At 41.9% G+C, this 22,488-nt stretch carries 21 protein-coding genes; 12 read left to right on the top strand and 9 right to left on the bottom strand.

Translation table 11 applies throughout. The annotated features are described in order from the left end of the window. Positions 1-164 precede the first annotated feature (164 nt). Both BFS30_RS14155 and BFS30_RS14150 read left to right on the top strand, forming a co-directional pair. On the top strand, positions 165-2,762 hold the full coding sequence (locus BFS30_RS14155) for a family 20 glycosylhydrolase (RefSeq protein ID WP_069379878.1): 2,598 nt from the start codon (positions 165-167) through the stop codon (positions 2,760-2,762). A 59-nt stretch (positions 2,763-2,821) separates the two neighbouring features. Then, positions 2,822-3,598: a DeoR/GlpR family DNA-binding transcription regulator gene (locus BFS30_RS14150; RefSeq protein WP_069379877.1), complete on the top strand. Its 777-nt coding sequence runs from the start codon at positions 2,822-2,824 to the stop codon at positions 3,596-3,598. Here the strand turns inward: BFS30_RS14150 and BFS30_RS14145 are convergent. Both BFS30_RS14145 and BFS30_RS14140 read right to left on the bottom strand, forming a co-directional pair. Then, positions 3,595-4,707, bottom strand: a complete 1,113-nt coding sequence (locus BFS30_RS14145; RefSeq protein WP_069379876.1) for a D-TA family PLP-dependent enzyme — start codon at positions 4,705-4,707, stop codon at positions 3,595-3,597. The genes BFS30_RS14150 and BFS30_RS14145 overlap by 4 nt on opposite strands. Positions 4,708-4,733: 26 nt before the next feature. Next, on the bottom strand, positions 4,734-5,756 hold the full coding sequence (locus BFS30_RS14140) for a sugar kinase (RefSeq protein WP_069379875.1): 1,023 nt from the start codon (positions 5,754-5,756) through the stop codon (positions 4,734-4,736). Between the two features lie 88 nt (positions 5,757-5,844). On the opposite strand from BFS30_RS14140, the gene BFS30_RS27740 reads away from it, so the two are divergent. After that, on the top strand, positions 5,845-5,988 hold the full coding sequence (locus BFS30_RS27740; RefSeq protein ID WP_157262919.1) for a hypothetical protein: 144 nt from the start codon (positions 5,845-5,847) through the stop codon (positions 5,986-5,988). Positions 5,989-6,011: 23 nt separating this feature from the next. Here the strand turns inward: BFS30_RS27740 and BFS30_RS14135 are convergent, their stop codons facing one another. Further along, on the bottom strand, positions 6,012-6,833 hold the full coding sequence (locus BFS30_RS14135) for a universal stress protein (RefSeq protein WP_069382442.1): 822 nt from the start codon (positions 6,831-6,833) through the stop codon (positions 6,012-6,014). Positions 6,834-7,016: 183 nt separating this feature from the next. Here BFS30_RS14135 and BFS30_RS14130 point away from each other — a divergent pair, with 183 nt between their 5' ends. The 3 genes from BFS30_RS14130 to BFS30_RS14120 all read left to right on the top strand — a co-directional run bounded on the left by BFS30_RS14130 (position 7,017) and on the right by BFS30_RS14120 (position 9,214). Continuing rightward, complete coding sequence (locus tag BFS30_RS14130; protein WP_069379874.1) at positions 7,017-7,643, top strand: chloramphenicol acetyltransferase; 627 nt, start codon at positions 7,017-7,019, stop codon at positions 7,641-7,643. A gap of 5 nt (positions 7,644-7,648) precedes the next feature. Then, complete coding sequence (locus tag BFS30_RS14125) at positions 7,649-8,218, top strand: Crp/Fnr family transcriptional regulator (RefSeq protein ID WP_069379873.1); 570 nt, start codon at positions 7,649-7,651, stop codon at positions 8,216-8,218. Between the two features lie 90 nt (positions 8,219-8,308). After that, positions 8,309-9,214 (top strand): DMT family transporter, encoded by a 906-nt coding sequence (locus BFS30_RS14120; protein WP_069379872.1) that lies wholly within the window; start codon positions 8,309-8,311, stop codon positions 9,212-9,214. 1 nt (position 9,215) lies between these two features. Here the strand turns inward: BFS30_RS14120 and BFS30_RS14115 are convergent, their stop codons facing one another. Next, the gene (locus BFS30_RS14115; protein ID WP_069379871.1) at positions 9,216-9,980 is read right to left on the bottom strand and encodes a DUF1269 domain-containing protein; all 765 of its coding nucleotides are present in this window, start codon (positions 9,978-9,980) and stop codon (positions 9,216-9,218) included. 148 nt (positions 9,981-10,128) lie between these two features. Here BFS30_RS14115 and BFS30_RS27735 point away from each other — a divergent pair, with 148 nt between their 5' ends. The 3 genes from BFS30_RS27735 to BFS30_RS14105 all read left to right on the top strand — a co-directional run bounded on the left by BFS30_RS27735 (position 10,129) and on the right by BFS30_RS14105 (position 11,127). Then, complete coding sequence (locus BFS30_RS27735) at positions 10,129-10,269, top strand: hypothetical protein (RefSeq protein ID WP_157262918.1); 141 nt, start codon at positions 10,129-10,131, stop codon at positions 10,267-10,269. A 183-nt stretch (positions 10,270-10,452) separates the two neighbouring features. Then, a complete protein-coding gene (locus BFS30_RS14110; RefSeq protein WP_069379870.1) occupies positions 10,453-10,650 on the top strand; it encodes a DUF5808 domain-containing protein in 198 nt (65 codons plus the stop codon). Positions 10,651-10,656: 6 nt separating this feature from the next. Continuing rightward, positions 10,657-11,127 carry an N-acetyltransferase gene (locus tag BFS30_RS14105; protein WP_069379869.1) on the top strand — a complete coding sequence of 157 codons (471 nt, stop codon included), beginning with the start codon at positions 10,657-10,659 and terminating at the stop codon, positions 11,125-11,127. Here the strand turns inward: BFS30_RS14105 and BFS30_RS14100 are convergent, their stop codons facing one another. Then, entirely contained in the window at positions 11,128-11,709 is a 582-nt protein-coding gene (locus BFS30_RS14100; RefSeq protein ID WP_069379868.1) for a helix-turn-helix domain-containing protein, read from the bottom strand. A 58-nt stretch (positions 11,710-11,767) separates the two neighbouring features. Next, the gene (locus BFS30_RS14095) at positions 11,768-13,231 is read right to left on the bottom strand and encodes an APC family permease (protein WP_069379867.1); all 1,464 of its coding nucleotides are present in this window, start codon (positions 13,229-13,231) and stop codon (positions 11,768-11,770) included. Positions 13,232-13,587: 356 nt separating this feature from the next. On the opposite strand from BFS30_RS14095, the gene BFS30_RS14090 reads away from it, so the two are divergent. From BFS30_RS14090 to BFS30_RS14080, 3 genes are all read left to right on the top strand, one after another. After that, positions 13,588-15,885, top strand: a complete 2,298-nt coding sequence (locus BFS30_RS14090; RefSeq protein WP_069379866.1) for a sodium-translocating pyrophosphatase — start codon at positions 13,588-13,590, stop codon at positions 15,883-15,885. A 130-nt stretch (positions 15,886-16,015) separates the two neighbouring features. After that, the gene (locus tag BFS30_RS14085; protein ID WP_069379865.1) at positions 16,016-17,719 is read left to right on the top strand and encodes an amino acid permease; all 1,704 of its coding nucleotides are present in this window, start codon (positions 16,016-16,018) and stop codon (positions 17,717-17,719) included. A 144-nt stretch (positions 17,720-17,863) separates the two neighbouring features. After that, a complete protein-coding gene (locus BFS30_RS14080; RefSeq protein ID WP_069379864.1) occupies positions 17,864-18,430 on the top strand; it encodes a MarC family protein in 567 nt (188 codons plus the stop codon). Between the two features lie 160 nt (positions 18,431-18,590). On the opposite strand, the gene BFS30_RS14075 is transcribed toward BFS30_RS14080, so the two are convergent. The 3 genes from BFS30_RS14075 to guaA are packed head-to-tail and all read right to left on the bottom strand — an operon-like array spanning position 18,591 to position 22,466. After that, positions 18,591-19,754, bottom strand: coding sequence for an RNA methyltransferase (locus BFS30_RS14075; protein WP_069379863.1), 1,164 nt, complete (start codon positions 19,752-19,754; stop codon positions 18,591-18,593). Beyond that, positions 19,751-20,980: an ABC transporter substrate-binding protein gene (locus tag BFS30_RS14070; RefSeq protein ID WP_069379862.1), complete on the bottom strand. Its 1,230-nt coding sequence runs from the start codon at positions 20,978-20,980 to the stop codon at positions 19,751-19,753. The genes BFS30_RS14075 and BFS30_RS14070 overlap by 4 nt, the downstream gene beginning before the upstream one ends. Beyond that, a complete protein-coding gene (gene guaA, locus BFS30_RS14065; RefSeq protein WP_069379861.1) occupies positions 20,937-22,466 on the bottom strand; it encodes a glutamine-hydrolyzing GMP synthase in 1,530 nt (509 codons plus the stop codon). Before guaA ends, BFS30_RS14070 begins: the two co-directional genes overlap by 44 nt. Positions 22,467-22,488 lie beyond the last annotated feature (22 nt).

Below are 22,488 nucleotides of genomic sequence, written 5' to 3'. Positions count from 1 at the left end.
AGTTTATTTATTTGGTTGCATATTTTTTGCAATAAATTGCATATTTCAAACATAAGGATTAAAATATTAATTTTCATCGCATGATTTTAAATTATTAACAACAGGTTATTCCTATTGCAAATTAATTATAATAAAACTACCTTAGGCTACTTTAATATGTAAACATGAGACGATTACTCTTTCAATTGCCAATGCTCTTATTGGGACTGATTTCTACTGCACAAGTAAAAAAAGACGCCAATAATGCAAAAAACATTGCAATTAATTGGCAAATAATAGAGAATAGCCACGCTGGCGGAGGCCAATTCCTCTCTAGTTTGAACATTCAGAACAACGCCCCTTTAGCCTTATCTAATAAGAACTGGAAACTGTACTTTAACTTTGCCAGAAGGATTGTTCAGGAAACAGTTACAGAAAATGTGAAGATCGTCCATGTTAACGGAGATTTATACTACATCCGTCCAACAGAAAAATTCAAGTCGATTCATAACGGTACATCTGCCAATATTGAATTTGCTTCCAAAGACTGGGCAGTCAACTTTACCGATGCGCCGGAAGGCTTTTATATGATTTATGATGATGCTCCAAACCGGCCGGTTCCCATCCAAAATGTGAAAGCTATTCCTTCGACACGTCCGGCACAATATGCCAGGAATCAACAGGACCGTGTTCCTCCTATTACCCCTCAGATTATTTATGAGCAAAATAAAAACAGTATAGATATCCCCGAGAAAGATTTGCAAAAGATCTTTCCCAGCCCTTTGCAATACCAGGATAAACCAGGAGAATTCATTCTAAACCAGAGTGTAAAAATTACTGCCGATCCAGCTTTTGCTGCTGAAAGCAACTTCCTTCAGCAGAAATTAAACCGGCTACTAAGCCCGATCAAAGGAGCTCCGACAGGAAAATCAATTCGGTTAATGCTGGATAAATCGCTGGGAGCAGAAGCTTATCAACTGGAAATCAACAGCCGACAGATCCTGATTAGCGCTTCGGAGCAGGCGGGCATTTTTTATGGCATTCAATCTTTACTTAGCACTTTTCCCCTGCAAAAAAGAGGGGTAAAAATTTCTTCCCTTAAAATACAGAATGCTTCAATAACCGATCAACCCCGCTTTCATTTCAGAGGACTGATGATAGACGTTGCCAGAAACTTTCAAACGAAAGAAGAGATTTTAAAAGTTCTTGACCTGATGGGCATGTACAAACTAAATGTCCTGCATTTCCACCTGAATGATGATGAGGGCTGGAGATTGGAAATTCAGGGTCTCCCTGAATTAACCTCGGTAGGCTCCAGAAGAGGGCATTTTTCTGACAGCACGCTCAATCACTTACCCCCTTCTTTTGGTTCGGGACCTTTTTTAAATGAACACCATGGAACGGGTCATTACAGCAAAGCAGATTTTATGGAGATTTTAAAGTATGCAAAAGCACGTCACATCCGGGTAATCCCGGAGATAGAAGCTCCCGGACACGCAAGGGCAGCCATCCGCTCCATGCATGCCCGTTATAACAGGCTGATGAAAGAAGGCAAAACAGCAGAAGCAAAACGTTATTTGTTGCACGACCTTAATGACCGCTCCAGCTACCGTTCTGTACAGAACTGGAATGACAATGTAATGGATGTATCCCTACCTTCCACCTATAACTTTATAGAAAAGATCAGTGATGAAATCATCGCGATGTACAAAGCAGCAGGCGCCCCCTTACAAACTATCCATTTTGGAGGAGATGAAGTACCTGATGGTGCATGGGAAGGCTCTCCAAACAGCTTAAACCTGGTCAAAGAACGTCCGGAACTAAAAGACGTAAACGGTCTTTGGGCTTATTTTTATGGCAATATAGACCGCATTCTGAAAAGCAGAAATTTATACCTTTCTGGTTGGGAGGAGGTGGGTATGCAGCCTGTTCTTGCAGATGGAAAGAAATCTTATGTGATCAATCCGGCAATGGGCGATAAAAATATCCACCTGAATGTATGGAACAACATCATAGGCTGGGGTGCCGAAGACCTGGCTTACAGACTTGCTAATACCGGGTACAAAGTGATCCTTGGCGGCGTAAGCAATTTTTACTTCGACATGGCTTATCAGAAATCATTTGAAGAACCAGGTTATTACTGGGGTGAATATGCCGATATCGATAAAGCATTTAACTTCATCCCCTTCAATTCCTTCCTCAATTCCAATACAGATAAGTTTGGCAATACACTGAAACCTGGCTTTTATGATACAAAAGAACGCTTAACTGAAAAGGGAAAGGCTAATGTTGTGGGCCTGCAGGGGCTGCTATGGAGCGAAACCATTAAAGGCCCGAAAAACCTGGAGTACATGATCATGCCGAAGCTATTGGGCCTCGCAGAAAGAGCATGGGCTAAAGATCCGGAATGGGCAAACGAACCTGATTCTACTAAAAGAAAAGCGATGTACAACCAGGCATGGGCCCGTTTTGCCAATACCCTCGGGAAAAAAGAACTTCCGAGGATTGACGCTGCCTTTGGAGAACTCCACTACAGGCTTCCTACCTCCGGTGCAGTGATAAAAGACGGAAAAGTACATTTAAACAATCAGTTTCCCGGCCTGAAAGTCCGCTATACCATTGATCAAACAGAACCAACAGCCAAAAGTCCTTTATATACCGGTCCAATCTCCGCTAAGGGCCTCATCAGGTTCCGTACCTTTGATAGCCAGGGACGTGGAGGAAAATCGGCTTCTATAATAAATGAACAGGAATGGAACGTGACTCCTAAGGAGTTACCATAAATACAAAATTGTTTAGAGTTTTATAATTAAGCCGTATTATTGTAATTATATACTAATTAATGACTACCGATCAACAACCAGCTACCCTAACAAAGGCGCAACGCAAGCAGCTCATTGTTAAAGAGATTAACATCCATACCCGTGCTACTTTTGAGCATTTAGCACTGATTGTCAACGTTTCTGAAGACACCATCAGAAGGGATATCAATGAGCTGGAAAAAGAGAACCTGGTGATCAAGGTAAAAGGAGGTGCGATGGCAAGTGCTTACCATCACACTTCCGAACATAAAGCTTATTCGCAGGACGATAAAATAACGATCGCACAAAAGCTGCTTCCTCTGCTGAGGAAAGATATGTTGCTCCTGTTAGGTGGAGGGACAACCATCAGGGAGTTTATAAAGCTGATTCCCGGAAACTTAAGAATTACAATTGTCACTGCCAGCGTCTTATCAGCGGTAGAATTACTGGACAAGCCACATATCCGTACCATCATGTTGGGAGGACAGATTTCTACCTACAGCCAGATGAGTTTTAGCGGAGATGTTTTCAACCAGTTATCGCACCTCAAAACAGACCTGTGCATCCTGGGCACAAACGCGCTGGATATTGAAGGTGGTTTTTCTGATTCCGACTGGGATACGGTACAGGTGAAAAAAGCGATGTTAGCTGCTTCAGAAAAGGTAGCTATTGTTTCCATTTCTGAAAAACTGAACTCAACGATGAAGATTAAGATCGCCAGCTTGTCTGAGGTCGATTATATTGTAACGGAGCTTCCGCCAGACGCAGAGTTACTGAGCCCTTATAAAGCAGCAAACCCGAATCTCACGTTCCTTTAGATAGAAATCTTTTTATCTCTGGCTTTGATCTTCCAGCTTGTTTTAATCTCCTGTCCGCTTACGACCTGAGCTTCTTCATAAAGTGCGCAGGTTGGGCACACATGGTAAGGCAAGCCATAAATCCGATCCCCAATCTGATAATTGCCTGCTCCCGTATGTTTTAAAGTGAGGTGTTCCTCCGAATGGCCATGTGGCGTTAAGTCTTCGTTCCATGGAAAAAGCACCCGTTTATCCAGCGGATTTTCAGCAGATACAGATTTATAACCGAGGTCTACACAAATCAGGTCAGCAGCAGGCAATGAAATTACAGTACAGATCAGCAACGCTGCAGGACTGAACTTCAACTCCGGCAGATGTCTTGTATAATTCTCATCCCAGAAGACAAAAGTCCCCGGACTACATTCCACCCTTTCCAACATCGCATAATAAGAGAAAGTATTAGAACCTCCGGCGACGATCTTCAGGCCGGGGAGCCCCAGGTCAGCCAGTTCATCAGCGTCTGCAAAAATCTTTTCCATAGCAGGCGTGGCTTTTTCTGCACGGACTGCGGGATCCGGGTCATGAAGATGACCATCGTAAACATGTAAACCAGCTAACTTCAACCCTTTGATCCGGTTTAACGCCAGACAAAACTCCACTACATTTCCCGCCACAGGAAAGCCTGTCCGGTTCATTCCGGTATTCAGATCAAGGTACACCGTAATCTCCATCTGATGCTTCAAGGCCAAGGTCGCAATTTGAAGGGCCGCATCAGGATGATCTACCAGACAGGAAAATAAACATAGCGGAAAGGCGGTAATCAGTTCTATCAATCTATTTACCTTAAAGCCCAAGGGCTGATAGGCAATCAAAATATCTTTTATTCCATTAACAGCAGCCAATTCCGCTTCGGCAATAGTGGCACATTTAATCTTACTGATCCCATATCCGGTAAACAACTGAATAATTTCTCCTGTTTTATGGGTTTTGATATGCGGCCTGAATCGCTCAACATTTCCGGAAATCATGGCCAGCGCCATTTCTATGTTAGATTTGACGCGTGCTTCATACACCACAAATAAAGGCGTATCGTAATGGTTCAGGTTTGAAACCTCCTGCCAGTTTTCCATGTTTAATGAGATTAAGGATCTTTATACTATCTGTTTATTTTTGTAGAGATGCCACTTTCCATAAAAGCTTCGATCTCTTTTACATTAGTCAGGGCCCAGTCTCCATAAATACTTTGTTTCAAGACTCCGCAGGCCACCGCCCAGTTGATCATCTTTTGAGGGTCAAAAGCAGAAGAAATTCCATACAGCAAACCCGCTGTAAAAGCATCTCCTGTCCCAATCTGATCAGTTACTATTGGAAGGGTATGCACCGTGGAATAATAAAAGTTTCCCTCATGCGCAAGCCCCGCAAAATATTCATGATTCAATCCTTCCACTACCCTAAAGCTCATTGCAAATGTTTTGAGAAGCGGCATTTTTGTTTTCAGAAAAGAAAAACAATATTCAAACCGGTCTCTTAAAGACATTCCCTCCCTGGTTTTTATACCGAAATAAACGGCAGCACTATCCAGGTCGGCAACCGCAACCTGACAATAACGTAACAAGCCGGGCATGATTTCATTAGCACCTTTCCCATAATCCCATAATTTCCTCCGGTAATTGAAATCTGCAGAAATCATTACTCCTTTCTGGTGTGCAATTTCAATGGCTTCTCTACATACCTCTACTGCACTTGCTGAAATTGCTGCTGCAACACCAGACCAGTGAAGTAATGAGGACGACCTCAGCAATTGCTGCCAATCGATCATCCCCGGCCGAAGTGTGGAGAAGGAAGATCCTGATCGGTCATAAATTACCTGTGTAGGACGAATGTGGTTTCCATTCTCCACATAATAGGTACCCAAACGCGCACCACCTTTAAGAACTGCTGTTGTATCTACTCCATACTTTCTCAGTTCGGCCAAAGCCAGCTCTGCCAGGTCATTGTCCGGAACCCGGGTCACCATCCTGCTATTCAGGCCCAATCTGGCCAGAAGGACTGCTACATTTGCTTCCGCACCGGCAACATGGATATTAAATGCGTCGGACTGCACAAATCGCAATCCCAACTGTGTATTAAAACGTAACAACAACTCACCAAAGCAGGTGATATACGGAGTAGAATTCATAGACAAGAACCTCTGATATTTGGTTTGACAGGCTAATTTATCAAATATATAAAGTTAATCCAATATGCATAAAATTTGCACAAATAATATGCAAAATATTTGCAAGACAAAGACTTTGGACTTATTTCAGGATGGGATATACCGGGAGAGCCTTTCTTCGATTCTTCTCCGCAGCGGAGTCGAAGAAGAGTCGAAGATGAGCTGGAGAAGGGTCGGAAATTTATACAACTAAATCCGAACCATCTCCGATTTTTGTTAAATAGGAATAGAGAACAGCGGAATATCCAGACCCGAGGCCATTACCCTTGTTTTACTACGGTGTACTAAAGAAGCCCAGAAACCATACTTATTAGGGATCATAATCAAAAGATCCGCTTTAAATTCTTTAATTTCTTTCTCGATTTCCTTAATGACCTGATTAGATTTTACATTTTTGTAGTAATAACTTACTCCGGATAAACCGCTGCCAATTCCATCTTTGGAAGACAGCGCAGGATGATCCGCTTTCAGCTCTTCAATTGCATCGTTTACATGGAATACTTCAACTTCAGCGTTCAGACTGGTTGCAAGTTCTTTAATCCGGCTGAGGATCTTTTTAGGTACTCCCCTCAATACATCACATGCAAAAAGGATTTTTTTGATTTCTCCGAACTTTGCACCGATAGGTACTGCAAGTACCGGGAATTTAAGTTTTTTTATAGCCGCAGTAGTAGTATTTCCCATTAAATCCTGCTCCAATGTTCTGGCTTTCATACCCAACACCAGTAATTCTGCTTTATGTCTGTCGATCAGATCAGTCAGCTCATCTTCTACAAATGAGAAACGAGCTTCAAACCCCACTTTGATTCCGTAAGTTGTAGAAAGGAATAAAGCACGCTCCTGTAACCTGTTCTCATTTTCATCCATCAGTTTCTGAATACTAGAAGCGGGTAAAATCGTGTTGGCGGCATGAATAGGAAGGACATAAGAGTTGAATAGAACAAGCCTTGCATTACCATGTTTAGCAGCTGCTGCGGCATACTCTACTGCATTTTCAGCTACATCGGAAAAATCTGTTGCGACAATTATAGTTACCATAAGAATTGTGTATTGGTTATCCGTAAATTTAACCAATAGTTTCCTCTGACTTCCATTTTTAATCCCCATAGAAAATAATTTTACACTAAACAAACTGAAAAGTCAATCTATTATGACAAACCGGATGGAAGGAAAAAAAACGCGATCTTTGAACCCGGCACAGGTATTGCCACCACTATAATAATGAAACAAATTTTAGACTTAAACAGCTGGGCAAGAAAAGAACATTTTCATTTTTTCAGTCAGTTTGAAGAACCCTTTTTTGGCCTCACCGTAAATATAGATTGTACCATTGCTTATGCCGCGGCGAAGGAAAAAGGGACTTCGTTTTTTCTGCATTACCTACATAAATCATTAACCGCAGCAAACCGTGTTCCCGCTTTTCGCTACCGGATTGTAGAAGGTCAGGTCTGGATTTACGACCAGGTAGACGCCTCTCCAACGATAGATCGTCCAGATGGGACTTTTGGTTTTTCTTACCTTGTCTATCAGGAGGATTACCTGGAATTCAAGGCCGGAGCAGATCTTGAAATCGGGCAGGTAAGAAATAGTACCAGTCTTTTTCCGGCAAAACTGGGTGAATGTGTCATTCACTATTCTGCCCTTCCCTGGATCAGCTTCAGCTCCCTGTCACATGCCAGAAGTTTCTCATTTCAGGATAGTAGTCCGAAAATATCTTTTGGAAAGATAACAGAACAGGATGGAAAGAAAACAATGCCTGTATCCATTCATGTACACCATGCCTTAGTGGATGGACTTCAGGTGGGTCAGTTTATGGAGTGTTTTCAACAGCTGATGAACGAAAAATAAGGCCGATGGAACGCTTCTGGCAATACGTTAATAGCTATACGACCATCTCTGATCCTGCACGGGAAGCCTGGCAGCAATTATTACAGAAAAAAATCATCCCGAAAAATGAATATTTCCTGATGGAAGGGAGTATTCCTAAAAGAATCGCTTTCCTGAACAGAGGGCTCTTTTCCTATTACTATACAGATAAGGACGGCGCCAGAGTGATCAAAAAATTTTTTCCGGAGCTGACACTGGTCGCATCAACCAGTGCGATGTTATTACAACAGCCCAGCCTGTTTACGATACAGGCATTGGAAGAAACTGAAATCATCAGTTATAGCTTTGAAGGGTTCCGCGAATTAACGCTTCAATATTCTGATATCGCCAGGTTTTACATCCATTATATGGAGCAACACTGGATCATTGAGAAGGAAATCGGCGAAATCACCTTAAAGTATCAAACGGCCAGAGAACGCTATCTGGATTTCATGGAAAATAACCCCAGCCTGCTTAACCGTATAAAACAACACCATATGGCTTCCTATCTGGGAATTACGCCAACACAATTGAGCCGCATCAGAGCAGAATTATAAACGATATCAACATATGTAAAGAGGAAGTTCATCCATATGGACGTCCTTTGCAATAATGGTTTCATCACCATAAAAAACAACTACATTTCAATGAAAAACAATATTATAAAAGGAAGTATTCTGGTCGCTTTGGGAGCCTCCAGCTATGGCATGCTGGCTACATTTGTTAAAATGGCTTATAAAGAGTATTATACCACTGCTGAAGTAACCATTTCTCAGTTCACGATGGGAGTAATTGGCCTTCTGTTGCTGAGTATGTTTAACCGGAATAAATCCCAGCCTGCAGATGCTGCTCCAAAATGGAAAAGCATTGTCAAACTGATGGTCGCAGGAACATCCATGGGGCTCACGAGTGTCTGCTATTATTTATCTGTACAATATATTCCGGTAAGCGTGGGGATTGTGTTATTGATGCAGACCGTTTGGATGGGCGTCATCCTGGAAATGATCATGCATAAAAAGTTTCCCGGAAAGCGCAAGATTATTGCCGTGCTGATCATTTTAGCCGGGACCGTGCTGGCCACAAATTTATGGAAGGAAGCAATTACCATTGACTGGCGTGGAATTGGCTGGGGAATACTCGCGGCTATGGCCTACACTGTAGCTGTATATGCTTCCAACGGGATTGCCCTTCATTTATCTTCCATAAAGAGGAGCTTTTACCTTGTTGCAGGAGGGCTGATCATCATTTTATGCATATTCTATTCTTCCCTTAATGCAGATTTTTCTTTTAGCATCTTTTGGCGATGGGCAATTATACTTTCTCTGTTTGGCACGATATTACCTCCACTCCTGTTTACCAGGGGTATGCCACTCATAGGAGTCGGCTTAGGTGCCATCATTGCTGCAGTCGAAATTCCGGTATCTGTAATGATGGCCCACCTACTTTTAAAAGAACCTGTAAACCTGATCCAATGGTTGGGAATTGTACTTATTCTGGCTGCAGTGGTATTGATGAACATAGAGAAACCAACGAGCACTAAGGTTCCGGAATAGGCTATCTATCTCTTTTTAACTGATCAAGGCGTTCTTTTTGTTCTTTGATTCTGCTTTCCATATATCGACGTCTTTCTTCGTCATGTGCTTCATGAGCATCAGGGTGCTCATCTATCCAGGTTTGATATTGTTGTTGCCGCTGATCGGTGTGGATTTTCAATTTGTTTTCCAAGGCCGCTCTTTTTACGTTCAGATCTGCCAGTGTATCTATCCATTCCCGCTTCTCTTCATCAGATACCGTTACCAGTTTGGATTCTGCTTGTTTAATATCGGCATTCAGTTTATCAAGTTCCGTCCGGGCGGGCACAAAAACCTGCTCTTCCAAACTAAACCTTCTCAGATCAGTACTCAATGGCAGCAACATCGTATTGAGAGGGGTTTCCCAATTTTCCCAGACATGGGCGATCAGGACTGATTTTCCGTTAGGAATATTTGCAGAAACCTGGTCCAGGTAATCCGACACCCCCTCAGCCTTTAGGGTTTCTCCGGCGGAACCTGCAATCATTCCCCCTGCCAGTCCGACAATAAAACCCAATGGCCCCGCCAGCAGACCAACCAGGCCACCAATCAGTCCGCCGCCAATTATACCCGTGCCTTCCGATTCATTTTTGGCCGAACGGATATTTACTTTTCCATCTGTGTCCCGGGTCAGCACATAAGTTTCCCCTACTGAGATCTCTTTTGTCCGCTGAAGTTCCTGTAACGCCTGCAATCCTTTGAATGCCTCCACTTCGGAGTTGAATAAGGCTTGAATCATTTTTTCCATGAGTATCCTTTTTGTTGGCACTATAATGTTCTTATACTACAAATCAGTGGATATTTTGTTTTCAGCGTTATAACAGATCCAATTCCGGCAACATAAACATATTTGCTTTTTAGTTGTTAACCTTAAAGACCAATTAAATACTATAGTTATGAAAAGCCCAAGAAATAAAACAGAGCAAAAAGAGGTCGCCGGACTGGACCGACAAGCAAAAGGGGCTGAACCCGAAAATGCGACCTCGGCAAAAGATGCTAAAAAAGTTGTGGTAAGCAAAAAAAAAGGCGGAAAGTAGGGTCATCATCTGGAAAAACAGCGCGTAAAACAAGCTTCCTATTAAAAACGGCAAACCTAAAAACAGTGTTGAATAATCAATAAATTGAAATATTCAGCAATCTTTTATAGTTTTCTTTCTTTATTTGTCTGGAAATCATATATTCATACTAGTTTTTAGCTCTAAAAAATTAATTTTTCAACGATGGAAATAGACCCTGTAGACAATATTGTCAATTACAAAATTGGAATTATTTACTGGAATCCACAGGATTCAAGACTATTCGTACCAAAACGCGAAAGATCAATGGGTTATAGTTTAAATTTCGCCCATAGGCTTAACATTCTGATCCTCGCCGTCATTACCGCACTTGTTGTTTACACCGTGGTTTACCTTCAATAACACCGGATGAAAATCATTCAGTCTGTTACCATCGATCCTGTTCAAAAAAAGGCCATATACGATCTATGGAATAAAGAATATCCTGCTAAGCTTAAACACGAAGAGGTGAAGCACCTGGACAACTACCTGAGTCACCTCGCCGATCTTGAATATCATCTGCTTACAGGCCCGTCAATGGAGGTTGTAGGCTGGGCTTTAAGATTTACCAGGAATAATCAGCCTTGGTTCGCAGTAGTCATAGACAGCAATTTACATGGACAAGGCCATGGTCGCCGCATGCTGGAAGAGATGAAAAAAACTACCGATGAGCTCAATGGCTGGGTCATAGATCACAACGAGGACCTGAAAGAAAACGGCGAGTATTACCGTTCCCCACTAGGGTTTTACCTGAAAAACGAATTCATCATTTTACCGGAAACCAGACTTGAGCTGGAGGAAATGTCAGCAGTAGCCGTCCGCTGGGTCAATAAAAAATAGTTAAGCCCTGCTTTCTTCGAAGAAATAAATGATCAGCATGATTGCTTTATCTTTTCCGATGTTCCTTGGTGTATGAGACAGACGTCCGTCAAATAAAAGTGAATCTCCGCCAGACAATTCTATCTCCTGATCGTCGAAAATGTATTTGATATTTCCAGCCAGTATATATTTATACTCAAATGCCTCGGTAGTCACCATTGGACGCGTCGCATCCGGCTCCAGTTCCAGCAATACAATATCAACAGTAGAGTTCTTTATTGATTTGGTCAGGATCCTTTGATACAGAAAGCCTAAAGCCTGCTCCTTTTCAAAAGATTCGTATTCTGCTTTCCTTTTTACCACCACCGGGGCCTTATTTGAACTCGCAGAAATATCTTTAAAGAACTGGTTCAGGTCTACATCCAATGATTTAATGATGTCAATCAACACCATTAAAGATGGAACTGTCCGGTTATTTTCAATTTGCGAGATCAGGCCTTTACTAACTCCTGCCCGATCTGCCAATTCCTGAATGGTGATGCCTCTTTCTTTTCTTATTTCTTTTATCCGGTAACTGATTTTCAGGATTACATCCTCTTCCATAGCTTTTTTTCTTGTCCAAAAATAATCAATTTATAGCCGCATCACCATTCTATTTAAACTAATTTGGTGAAACAGAATCAGGTTCCTTTTGTTTCGTCAGATAATAAACAGGGATTCCGGCCAGCATAATTACCACTCCCCAACCGCAGGTGCTGATTCTGGTGATCAGCAGAGAAACACAGAACACAGCGGCAAAGATGATGTATAACAGGGGTAAAACCGGATATCCAAAAGCTTTATAAGGACGTTCTGCATTTGGCATTTTCCTTCTTAGAATAAAGATTCCAAAAATCGTCAGGATATAAAATATCATTACAATGATCATCACAAAATCCAGTAATGCACCATATTTACCAGTAAGGCACAATGCAGATGCCCAGAAACATTGAATCCACAAGGCCCACGCCGGCACACTGGCTTTATTTAAATTGGCCGCTTTCTTAAAAAAAAGACCGTCCTTGGCCATAGTATAATAAACCCGTGCACCAGCCATAATCAATCCATTGTTACAGGCAAAAGTGGAGATCATGATCATTATCGCGATAATAATCGTACCCGAATTTCCAAAGATATGCTGGGCAGCAACCACCGCAACACGGTCTGATTTCGCGGTAGCAATATCATTTAAAGGGATTACAGCGATATACATCAGGTTAGCCAAAATGTAAATTACACTCACAATGAAAGTTCCCAGAAAAAGGCTTAGCCCAACATTACGCTCCGGTTTCTTGATTTCACCGGCAATGAAAGTCACCCCATTCCAGGCATCGCTTGAAAATAAAGAACCCACAAGGGATGCAGAAACAGCAGCGAAAAGAACAGAACCTCCAACGGTCATCCAGGATCCGCTTTCTACATTGAAAGATCTGGTACTCCAGGCATCTGCCCAGTTGGCATTCCATATTTCTGCTTTGGCACCTAAAGTAAAGCCAAATACAATCAGTCCGAACAGGGATAATATTTTGATAATGGTCAGAAAAGTTTGTAGCGTTTTACTGTCCTTTACCCCACGACTATTGATATAACTTAAGAGAATAATGGTCAGTATGGATACAATTTGTGCAGCACTTAAGGAGAAAAACTCGGGCACCCCTGCAGCATCTGTTCCGATCTGCATCTGCCAGAGCACATTTGTTTCACTTAGCGGTTCATACAGATAGGCAGCAAATTTAGAGAAAGCCACCCCTACCGCTGCAATGGTACCGGTTTGGATGACGGCGAAAAAGCTCCAGCCATAGAGAAAAGCAATCAGTTTATTGTAAGATTCCTTCAGGTATACATACTGGCCACCTGCTTTGGGAAACATGGCACTAAGCTCCCCATAACTCACCGCAGCAATCACGGTAACCAGTCCGGTAATGATCCAGATCAGGATCAGCCAGCCGGCCGAACCTACCTGTCGGGTGATATCGGCACTAACGATAAAAATTCCCGAACCGATCATAGAACCTACGACCAGCATTGTACCATCTAATAACCCAAGTTCTCTTTTGAAAGAGCCATCTTGATTTTCTTTTTCCATTTAGTTTGTTTTTGGTTTTACTAATGAATTTTTCAATTGCTGTATTTCTGATTCCTGCGCTATCGAAATCTTCATCAGGTTAGTTTTGGTTTTAAAAAATGAAACGACCTTATCTTTAAAATTAATTGTGGTTCAATTTGATGGTTTCATTTTGTTTGGTTAGTTTGTGCTAATATATTTAAAAAATTCAAATTCGGATTGTCCTGACTGGCATTCGGAATATTAAATTAGTAATTCTTAAAAAAAGCTTAACAATCAATGGATTAAAAATTTGCGCCCCTAACCACTTCTGATTTCGAAGGGGGCCGTACTAAACCGCAAAACCAAATAAAGAACCAAATAAACAGAAATTAAGTATGGAGTTTTTACAAAACAATCTAATCTATTTTATTCCCGTCCTGGGACTAATTGGCATTATTGTAATGGCGATTAAGAGTGCATGGGTGAACAAACAGGATGCCGGAGATGCAAATATGCAGGAGCTGGCGGGCTATATTGCCGATGGAGCAATGGCCTTTTTAAAAGCTGAATGGAAAGTATTGAGCATATTCGTGGTGTTCACCGCGGCTTTACTCGCTTATTCAGGAACAGTTCATGAGGTAAACGGAGTGGAATTACACTCCAGCTGGATCATCGCTGTGGCTTTCGTTATTGGCGCAGTATTTTCTGCTACTGCAGGATATATCGGGATGAAAGCGGCTACAAAAGCCAACGTCCGCACCACTCAAGCCGCAAGAACCAGTCTGTCTAAAGCACTAAAAGTTTCCTTCACAGGAGGAACAGTAATGGGATTAGGTGTTGCTGGACTCGCAATATTGGGATTAGGAGGTTTGTTTATTGTTTTCCTGCAGATATTTAATGTAGTCAGTGCAAACAGCACAGAAATGAAAACTGCAATAGAAGTATTAACCGGATTCTCTCTGGGTGCAGAATCTATTGCCTTATTTGCCCGTGTGGGTGGCGGTATATATACCAAAGCTGCCGATGTAGGTGCCGATTTAGTGGGTAAAGTAGAAGCTGGAATTCCGGAAGATGATGTTAGAAACCCTGCAACAATCGCCGATAATGTAGGTGACAATGTGGGTGATGTGGCTGGAATGGGAGCCGATTTATTCGGTTCGTATGTTGCCACAATCCTGGCAACCATGGTATTGGGACAAGAGATTGTAATAGATAAAGGTACAAATGGAATACCCCTGGATCAGCTCAATGGATTCTCGCCGGTATTATTACCCATGGTGATCTGCGGACTGGGAATTTTATTTTCTATTGTAGGAACCTGGTTTGTCCGAATTAAAGGAGAAGATTCTAATGTACAGACGGCCCTGAATTTAGGAAACTGGAGTTCTATTGTACTTACCGCTCTGGCTTCTTATGTAATTGTGATGTTTATGCTCCCACCTCACCTGCACCTACGTGGAGTTGACTTTACCAGCCTGGATGTATTTTTTGCCATCATTGTAGGCTTGATCGTAGGGACTTTAATGAGTATCATCACTGAATATTATACCGCCATGGGTAAGGGTCCGGTAAATTCGATTATTCAGCAATCCGGAACGGGTCATGCTACCAATATTATCGGTGGCTTATCTGTAGGAATGAAATCTACTGTTGCCCCGATCCTGGTACTTTCCGGAGGAATTATTATTTCCTATTCATTTGCCGGTTTATACGGAGTAGCCATTGCTGCCGCAGGGATGATGGCCACAACAGCCATGCAGCTTGCTATCGATGCCTTCGGTCCTATTGCAGATAATGCAGGTGGAATTGCAGAAATGAGCCAGCTTCCACCGGAAGTTCGGGAACGTACAGATAATTTGGATGCAGTAGGAAACACCACGGCAGCTACAGGTAAAGGCTTTGCTATTGCTTCCGCTGCTTTAACCTCACTGGCGCTATTTGCAGCCTTTGTTGGGGTAGCAGGGATTGATGCCATAGATATTTATAAAGCTCCTGTTTTGGCCGGTTTATTTGTCGGCGCAATGATTCCTTTTATTTTCTCGGCCTTATGTATTGCCGCTGTAGGTAAGGCGGCAATGGACATGGTTCAGGAAGTTCGCCGTCAGTTCCGTGAGATTCCAGGGATTATGGAATATAAAGCAAAACCGGAATATGAAAAATGTGTGGCCATATCTACCAAAGCCTCTATCCGCGAAATGATGCTTCCGGGTGCAATTGCCTTATTGGTACCGATCATTGTTGGATTTGGTCTGAAAGGGGTCTTCCCTTTGGTAAGTTCTGCGGAGATACTTGGAGGCCTTTTGGCGGGGGTTACAGTATCCGGTGTACTGATGGGGATTTTCCAGAGTAACGCGGGCGGTGCATGGGACAATGCAAAAAAATCATTTGAAAAAGGAGTAGAAATTAATGGGGAGATGTTCTATAAAAAATCTGAGCCACATAAAGCTTCAGTAACCGGAGATACCGTAGGAGATCCATTCAAAGATACTTCCGGTCCATCCATGAATATCCTGATCAAACTAATGTCTATTGTATCCCTGGTGATCGCACCCTACATTGCCGTTGGAGTGATTACAGAAACAAAACAGGAAATCAAGAAAGAGATCCGGGTGATCAAATCGGTCGATTCACTGGGTAAAGAAACGATCGATACAGTAAAAAATACCATCGACACCTTGACCATCAAGCCATAATATTATAATTGTTACCGCTAAAAGGGATTTTGAATAAAAATCCCTTTTATTTTTAAACATATTTTATTTAGGTTTGACAATCATATTACAAACCACAAGACTATAGACAACTTTTACTAAACCTTGAACTATGAATTTTAGAAAGTCAATCGACTTACTTACAAAAGAGGCTGCAGAGAGCGGAGAGGGTACCCTGAAGAGAACTCTTGGCCCCGTTAACCTGGTAGCTTTGGGCATTGGAGCCATTATTGGTGCTGGACTGTTTTCCATCACCGGTTCTGCGGCAGCCAATAACGCTGGCCCAGCGATCACCGTTTCCTTTATTATTGCAGCAATCGGTTGCGGATTTGCAGGTCTATGCTATGCAGAATTTGCCTCTATGATTCCTGTTGCAGGAAGTGCTTATACCTATTCTTATGCCACCATGGGCGAATTAGTAGCCTGGATTATCGGTTGGGATTTAGTTTTAGAATATGCACTTGGCGCTGCCACGGTATCCATCAGCTGGAGCCGGTACCTTGTTAAATTCCTCGCTTATTACGACATACACCTCCCTGCTGAAGTAACCATGTCGCCTTTTGAAACCGCTCAGCTTCTTGATGGGACTACTGTTCACGGGGTGTTCAACCTTCCGGCAGTATTTATCATCTGTCTGATGTCACTCGTACTGATGAGAGGCACTAAAGAATCTGCATTTATTAACGGTTTAATCGTTGCAATTAAAGTAGTGATTGTATTCATCTTTATTTTCTTAGGTTGGAAATATATCAATTCAGACAATTACTCTCCATATTTTATTCCTGCTGATAAACCTGGTCATGAAAGCTTCTTCACCAATGGATGGGGTGGTGTAATCAGGGCTGCAGGTATTGTGTTCTTCGCTTATATTGGTTTTGATGCGGTTTCTACTGCAGCTCAGGAAGCCAAAAATCCGAAGAAAGATATGCCGATCGGAATCCTTGTTTCCCTGTTTATCTGTACTGTTCTTTATATCTTATTTGCCCACGTAATGACAGGTGTTGCCAACTACGACTTATTTAAAGGTCAGGATGGTATTGCACCGGTTGCTGTTGCAATTGACAATATGGGTACAAGAGATGCCGCAGGTGCAGTTACCCCGGCATTCCCATGGTTAAACAAATTAATTATCCTCGCTATTTTAGGTGGTTATGCTTCCGTGATCCTGGTGATGTTATTGGGACAATCAAGGGTATTCTTCTCGATGAGTAAGGATGGTTTATTGCCTAAAGTATTCTCCAGTGTACATGCTAAATTCAGCACTCCTGTAAAGAGCAATCTGCTTTTCATGGTGTTTGTGAGTTTATTTGCAGCATTTGTTCCTGCCGGAGTAGTAGGTGAAATGACCAGTATCGGTACTTTACTTGCATTTATCCTGGTATGTATCGGAATCGTGATTCTGAGAAAACGTATGCCTGATCTTCCAAGAGCCTTTAAAGTGCCATTGGTGCCGCTTATTCCGATCTTAGGAGTAATCGTGTGTTTAGGAATGATGGTATTCCTTCCTTTAGATACCTGGGTACGTTTATTGGTATGGATGATATTGGGTATGGATGTTTATCTGTTCTATGGTATCAAAAACAGTTTATTATCCGACAACAACCAGGTTACACTGGCAAGAAGCAATAAAGTGGTTTCCCTAATCGGACTGGCTTTGGCAGCATTACTGGTTGTCGTAGCCTTCATTCACCATAGCATTACAAATGGAACGGATACAGGTTTGTACTATTTCTCTTTGGTTTATGCGGTGATCCACTTAATCATTTATACTTATCGTCTTTCTACGTCTAAAAACGTGACTGCCAAGATAAAATAAAGAACTTTCGTTCTTTATGACCTAACAAGGCCTGATGTTAATGATAACATCAGGCCTTGTTATTTCCTTTAATTCTGCATTCTACAGCAAACTGTCTCATTTTTATTACAATTTAATTTACCTTTGCAGCATAAATTAACTGCTATGGAATTCAATTTCAGTCAAATCTTGTCGTGTTCGATGGTTATTTTTGCAATCATCGATATCCTGGGCTCTATCCCTGTGGTGATAGAACTTAGAAAAAAAGCCGGTCATATTCAATCTGAAAAAGCAACCATTGTAGCTACTGTACTGATGATCATCTTTCTTTTCGCAGGCGAAACCTTGTTAAAGATCATTGGCCTGGATGTTGAATCTTTTGCCATTGCGGGTTCATTTGTGATCTTCTTTATTGCAATGGAGATGGTACTTGGATTAACAATCTTTAAAGAAGATGTTCCTGAAACCGTGTCTATCGTTCCATTGGCTTTTCCGTTAATTGCAGGTGCAGGAACCATGACTACCCTTTTATCATTAAAAACAGAATACGCGACACAGAACATCATCGTGGGCATCCTGATCAACATGAGTTTCGTCTATTTTGTGTTGAAGAATACAAACCGTTTGGAAAGGCTTTTCGGGAAGTCCGGATTAAATGTACTGAGGAAGGCTTTTGGGATCATCCTGCTGGCAATTGCCATTAAATTGTTCCGCAACAATACAGGACTGTAACATTTAGGCCCCCGCTTCGTCTTATAGTAAGAAACCAATATCAGAAGATGATGAACAGCTTCGAGCAATTTACCCTCATTATTGGCGCTTTAGCCATTTTCTTTGAAGCCCTCAGGCACGCAAAGGATAAGCTAAGGCATTGGTTTAGTACGCAAAAGCACTAAACCTTAATCAAACGGGCAACAAACATGGTATCGGCTTTATCTTTATAGCCCCTGATCATTTCCATTTTTTCCAGCTTTAAAGAGAATGTTTCTGTCAGATAGCTGACGATTTCCTCATTCTCCTGTTTAAATACGGAACAAGTAATATAAATCAGTGGTTTTTCGGGCTTCAGGTATTGTACTACATTACCTGCAATGGCCTTTTGTAACCGGGTATAATTGCTGATTTTATGTTCATCGAAGAAATACAGCATTTCGGGTGTACGCCCCCAGGTTCCTGAACCCGAGCAGGGTGCATCCAGGATAATACCGTCAAACTCATAGTGGTGAAGGTCCTGATCGTTGTTTTGCAACAGATCCAGTACTTTCTTTTGATATTTCTTTATTCCGGCTTCGTGAAAACGATCATCCAGGTTGTTTAAGCTATTTTCTCTGACATCACTCACCAAGAGCTGAACAGTAGGCTCAAGATCGTGCAGAAGCAGCGATTTGCCTCCGGAAGCTGCACAACAGTCCCACCAGTAATCCCAGGCCCTTGGCTCAAAAAACATTCCTGTCTTTTGAGAAGAAAGATCCTGTACCTGATAGAACTTTTGATTGGGGAATACCTGCTCCAGTTTTGTCCCGTTTGGCAGGGCCAGTGTGGTCTCAGTCAGTTCCTGAACAGGTACTTCATGTGCTTTCAAGGCTTCCAGTAAATGTTTCAGATGACCGGTAGTAATTCTTAAAAACAGGTCTGGCTGTGTAAAGAAAGATTCAAAAAAATCTTCCTTCTCTACCTCAGCAGAGAGATTTTGGTGAAAAGAAAATACATCTGCTAATCTGAACTCAGCAAAGGCCGCTTTCACCAAATCCAGTTTGGCCTTTACCGGTAATTCCATCTGCGTCAGCAAAGCAGGCAGATGGGTCTCCACAACCAGGCTCGGTGTGGTATTACATAAAAAGTCGGCCACCGCAAGGCGAACAACCTGTTCTTCTTTAATCAGGGCTTTCCCCAGTCTAAAAAAGCTATAAATATAGCGACTGGACCACCTTCTGTCTGAAGAGCCCATTTTTTTATTCTGCTTAAAATAGATAAACAAAAACCGGTGTAAAGGCAATAAGCCATCATAGTTTTTGAAGATTTGTTCAAATGCCCTGATTTGGTGTTCTATTCTCATTCCACAACGTTTAAAGCAAAATTCTTATAGCGTAAAAGCATTAAACTGGTATTGATGTATCCCAGTTTCTCATCATGATAGAACGTGAAGGAATTGTGTAACCCTTTATATTTCTCTTTGGTCAGGTATTTTAAATAGTCAGCTCCATGTTCTGCAAACAATTTACCAAAATAGAACCCGATATCAAAACCTTTAAAAGAATATTCTCCAGGTTCAAAATTGAATTTGGCCCTGTATTTCCTGATAAAAGTGATGGTTTGAGCATTGTGGTAATCCACTTTATAAGAAGAGGTAATGCTGGTATTTAAAGCCTGAAGCCGATCGATATTATAGTTTTGTTTTACCCAGTCCGGATGACCAAATAAATTGACTTTAAAACCTTTATTTTTAATTTTCACCAGACGATCCAGTGTCGGAACCACAAACTTCCGGTCGGAAGAAGTTACAACGACTACGTATTCCTTGTCCTTTGCCATCTTTGTTTCGAAACTGAATACCGAAGGATACTCCTGCACTAAAAACACCTTTTTGCCGGAGCTAAAATACCGACGCAAAGGGGCTGCCATGATTTCATCACTGCTTGTCTTTGGATTAATCATCACCACTACCGTATGTTCGGTGTTGTAATTTTTGGAGATATAGCTTCCGATTTTTTCTATATGAAGGTCAATATTATTGACGATAGAGATCAGATTCGGATTGGAAAACTCTTCAGGATGAGAAGCGGCCAAAGGCGATACTACCGGAATATTTTTTGCTTTCGAGTAAGCGGTGATATACTTTACTCCCTGAGGAAACACCGGCCCCACAATCAGGTTGCTGGACATCAGGCCTCCGTTATTGATCAGCCCTTCAAGCTGCGAGTTATTGTCCCGGGTATCGAAAACATTCACTTTGAAATTAAGCCCTAAAGAGGCAGCTGAATCTATGCCTAGCTTAAATCCCTGATAAAAATCAATAGCCATAGCAGATCTCTCCACTTCGGCTTTGGTTGCGGTCTTCAACCTGATTTCATTCAGACGAAAAGGGATCAACAAAGAAATGTTAGCTTCGCTAAAGCGGGCCACCGGTTTCTCGACTTCCTTTTCTTTTGGCGGGTTATCAGGTTTTTTATTTGTATTGGGCCGTGTTTTCGGCGAACATGCCGAAAACAACAAGCCAATACAAAGGATCAGCCAATATTTATTCCCACTCAATTGTAGCTGGGGGTTTTGAGCTGATATCATATACAACGCGGTTTATTCCTTTTACTTTGTTAATAATTTCATTAGAAATTTTGGCGAGTACTTGATAAGGTAAATGACACCAATCTGCAGTCATTCCATCTATTGATTCTACTGCACGAAGGCAAATGGCATTCTCATATGTACGCTCATCTCCCATTACCCCTACAGATTGTACCGGAAGGAAGATTGCACCTGCCTGCCATACTTTATCGTATAGTCCTGCTTCTTTTAAATTATTGATATAAATGGCGTCTGCTTCCTGTAAAATCGCAACTTTCTCAGGAGTGACTTCACCAAGGATCCTGATCGCTAAACCTGGTCCCGGGAAAGGGTGACGGCCAATAATGAAATGCTCCAATCCTAATGAGGTACCTACTCTTCTTACTTCATCTTTGAACAAAGTATTCAATGGTTCTACCACCTGTAACTTCATAAAGTCAGGCAATCCACCTACGTTATGGTGAGATTTAATGGTTGCTGATGGTCCGTTTACAGAAACAGATTCGATCACATCCGGATAAATCGTTCCCTGTGCAAGCCATTTTACGTCCTGTACCTGATGTGCTTCATCGTCAAAAACCTCAATAAATACACGACCGATAGCTTTACGTTTCAACTCAGGATCAGTAACTCCTGCAAGCTGACTTAAGAAGCGATCTTTAGCGTCAACGCCTTTGATGTTTAAACCAAGGTGCTTATACTGTTCCAATACACCTTCATATTCATCTTTACGAAGTAAACCATTGTCTACGAAAATGCAATGAAGGTTTTTGCCGATGGCTTTATGTAAAAGAATTGCAGCTACACTGGAGTCTACTCCTCCTGAAAGGGCAAGAACGACTTTATCGTCACCCAGTTTCGCCTGCAAATCAGCAATTGTCGTTTCCACAAAAGCTTCGGAAGTCCACTCCTGCTTACATCCGCAAATGTCTACCAGGAAGTTTTCTAAAAGCTGTTTTCCATCCGTACTGTGCGTTACCTCAGGATGGAATTGGATGGCATAGGTTTCTGTATCTTTAATCTGATAAGCCGCAACTTTAACGCTGTCTGTACTTGCAATCAGTTCAAAGTTTTCCGGGATTCTGGTAATGGTATCTCCGTGCGACATCCATACCTGAGAATCCAGGTTAATATTTTTAAATAATTTATTTCCGCTAGCCACGAAATTCAGGTTAGCTCTGCCGTATTCACGTGTTGAAGAGGCCTGAACTTCACCTCCTATTTGTTGAGCCATATATTGCGCACCATAACAAACACCCAAAACAGGGAACTTAAGGTGGAACTTGGTTAGGTCTATCTGAGGAGCATCTTCCTGACGAACAGAATAAGGACTACCTGAAAAGATGATACCTTTAACATCAGATAAGATCTCAGGAATGTTGTTGAATGGATGAATTTCGCAATACACATTTAGTTCGCGTACCCTGCGGGCAATTAGCTGTGTGTATTGGGAACCAAAATCGAGAATAATGATTTTTTCTAGCATGGCCAAAGTTAAGAAAACTTAC

It is taken from the genome of Pedobacter steynii (assembly GCF_001721645.1).
GTDB lineage: Bacteria > Bacteroidota > Bacteroidia > Sphingobacteriales > Sphingobacteriaceae > Pedobacter > Pedobacter steynii_A.
This window is presented reverse-complemented; position numbering and strand designations above follow the sequence as displayed.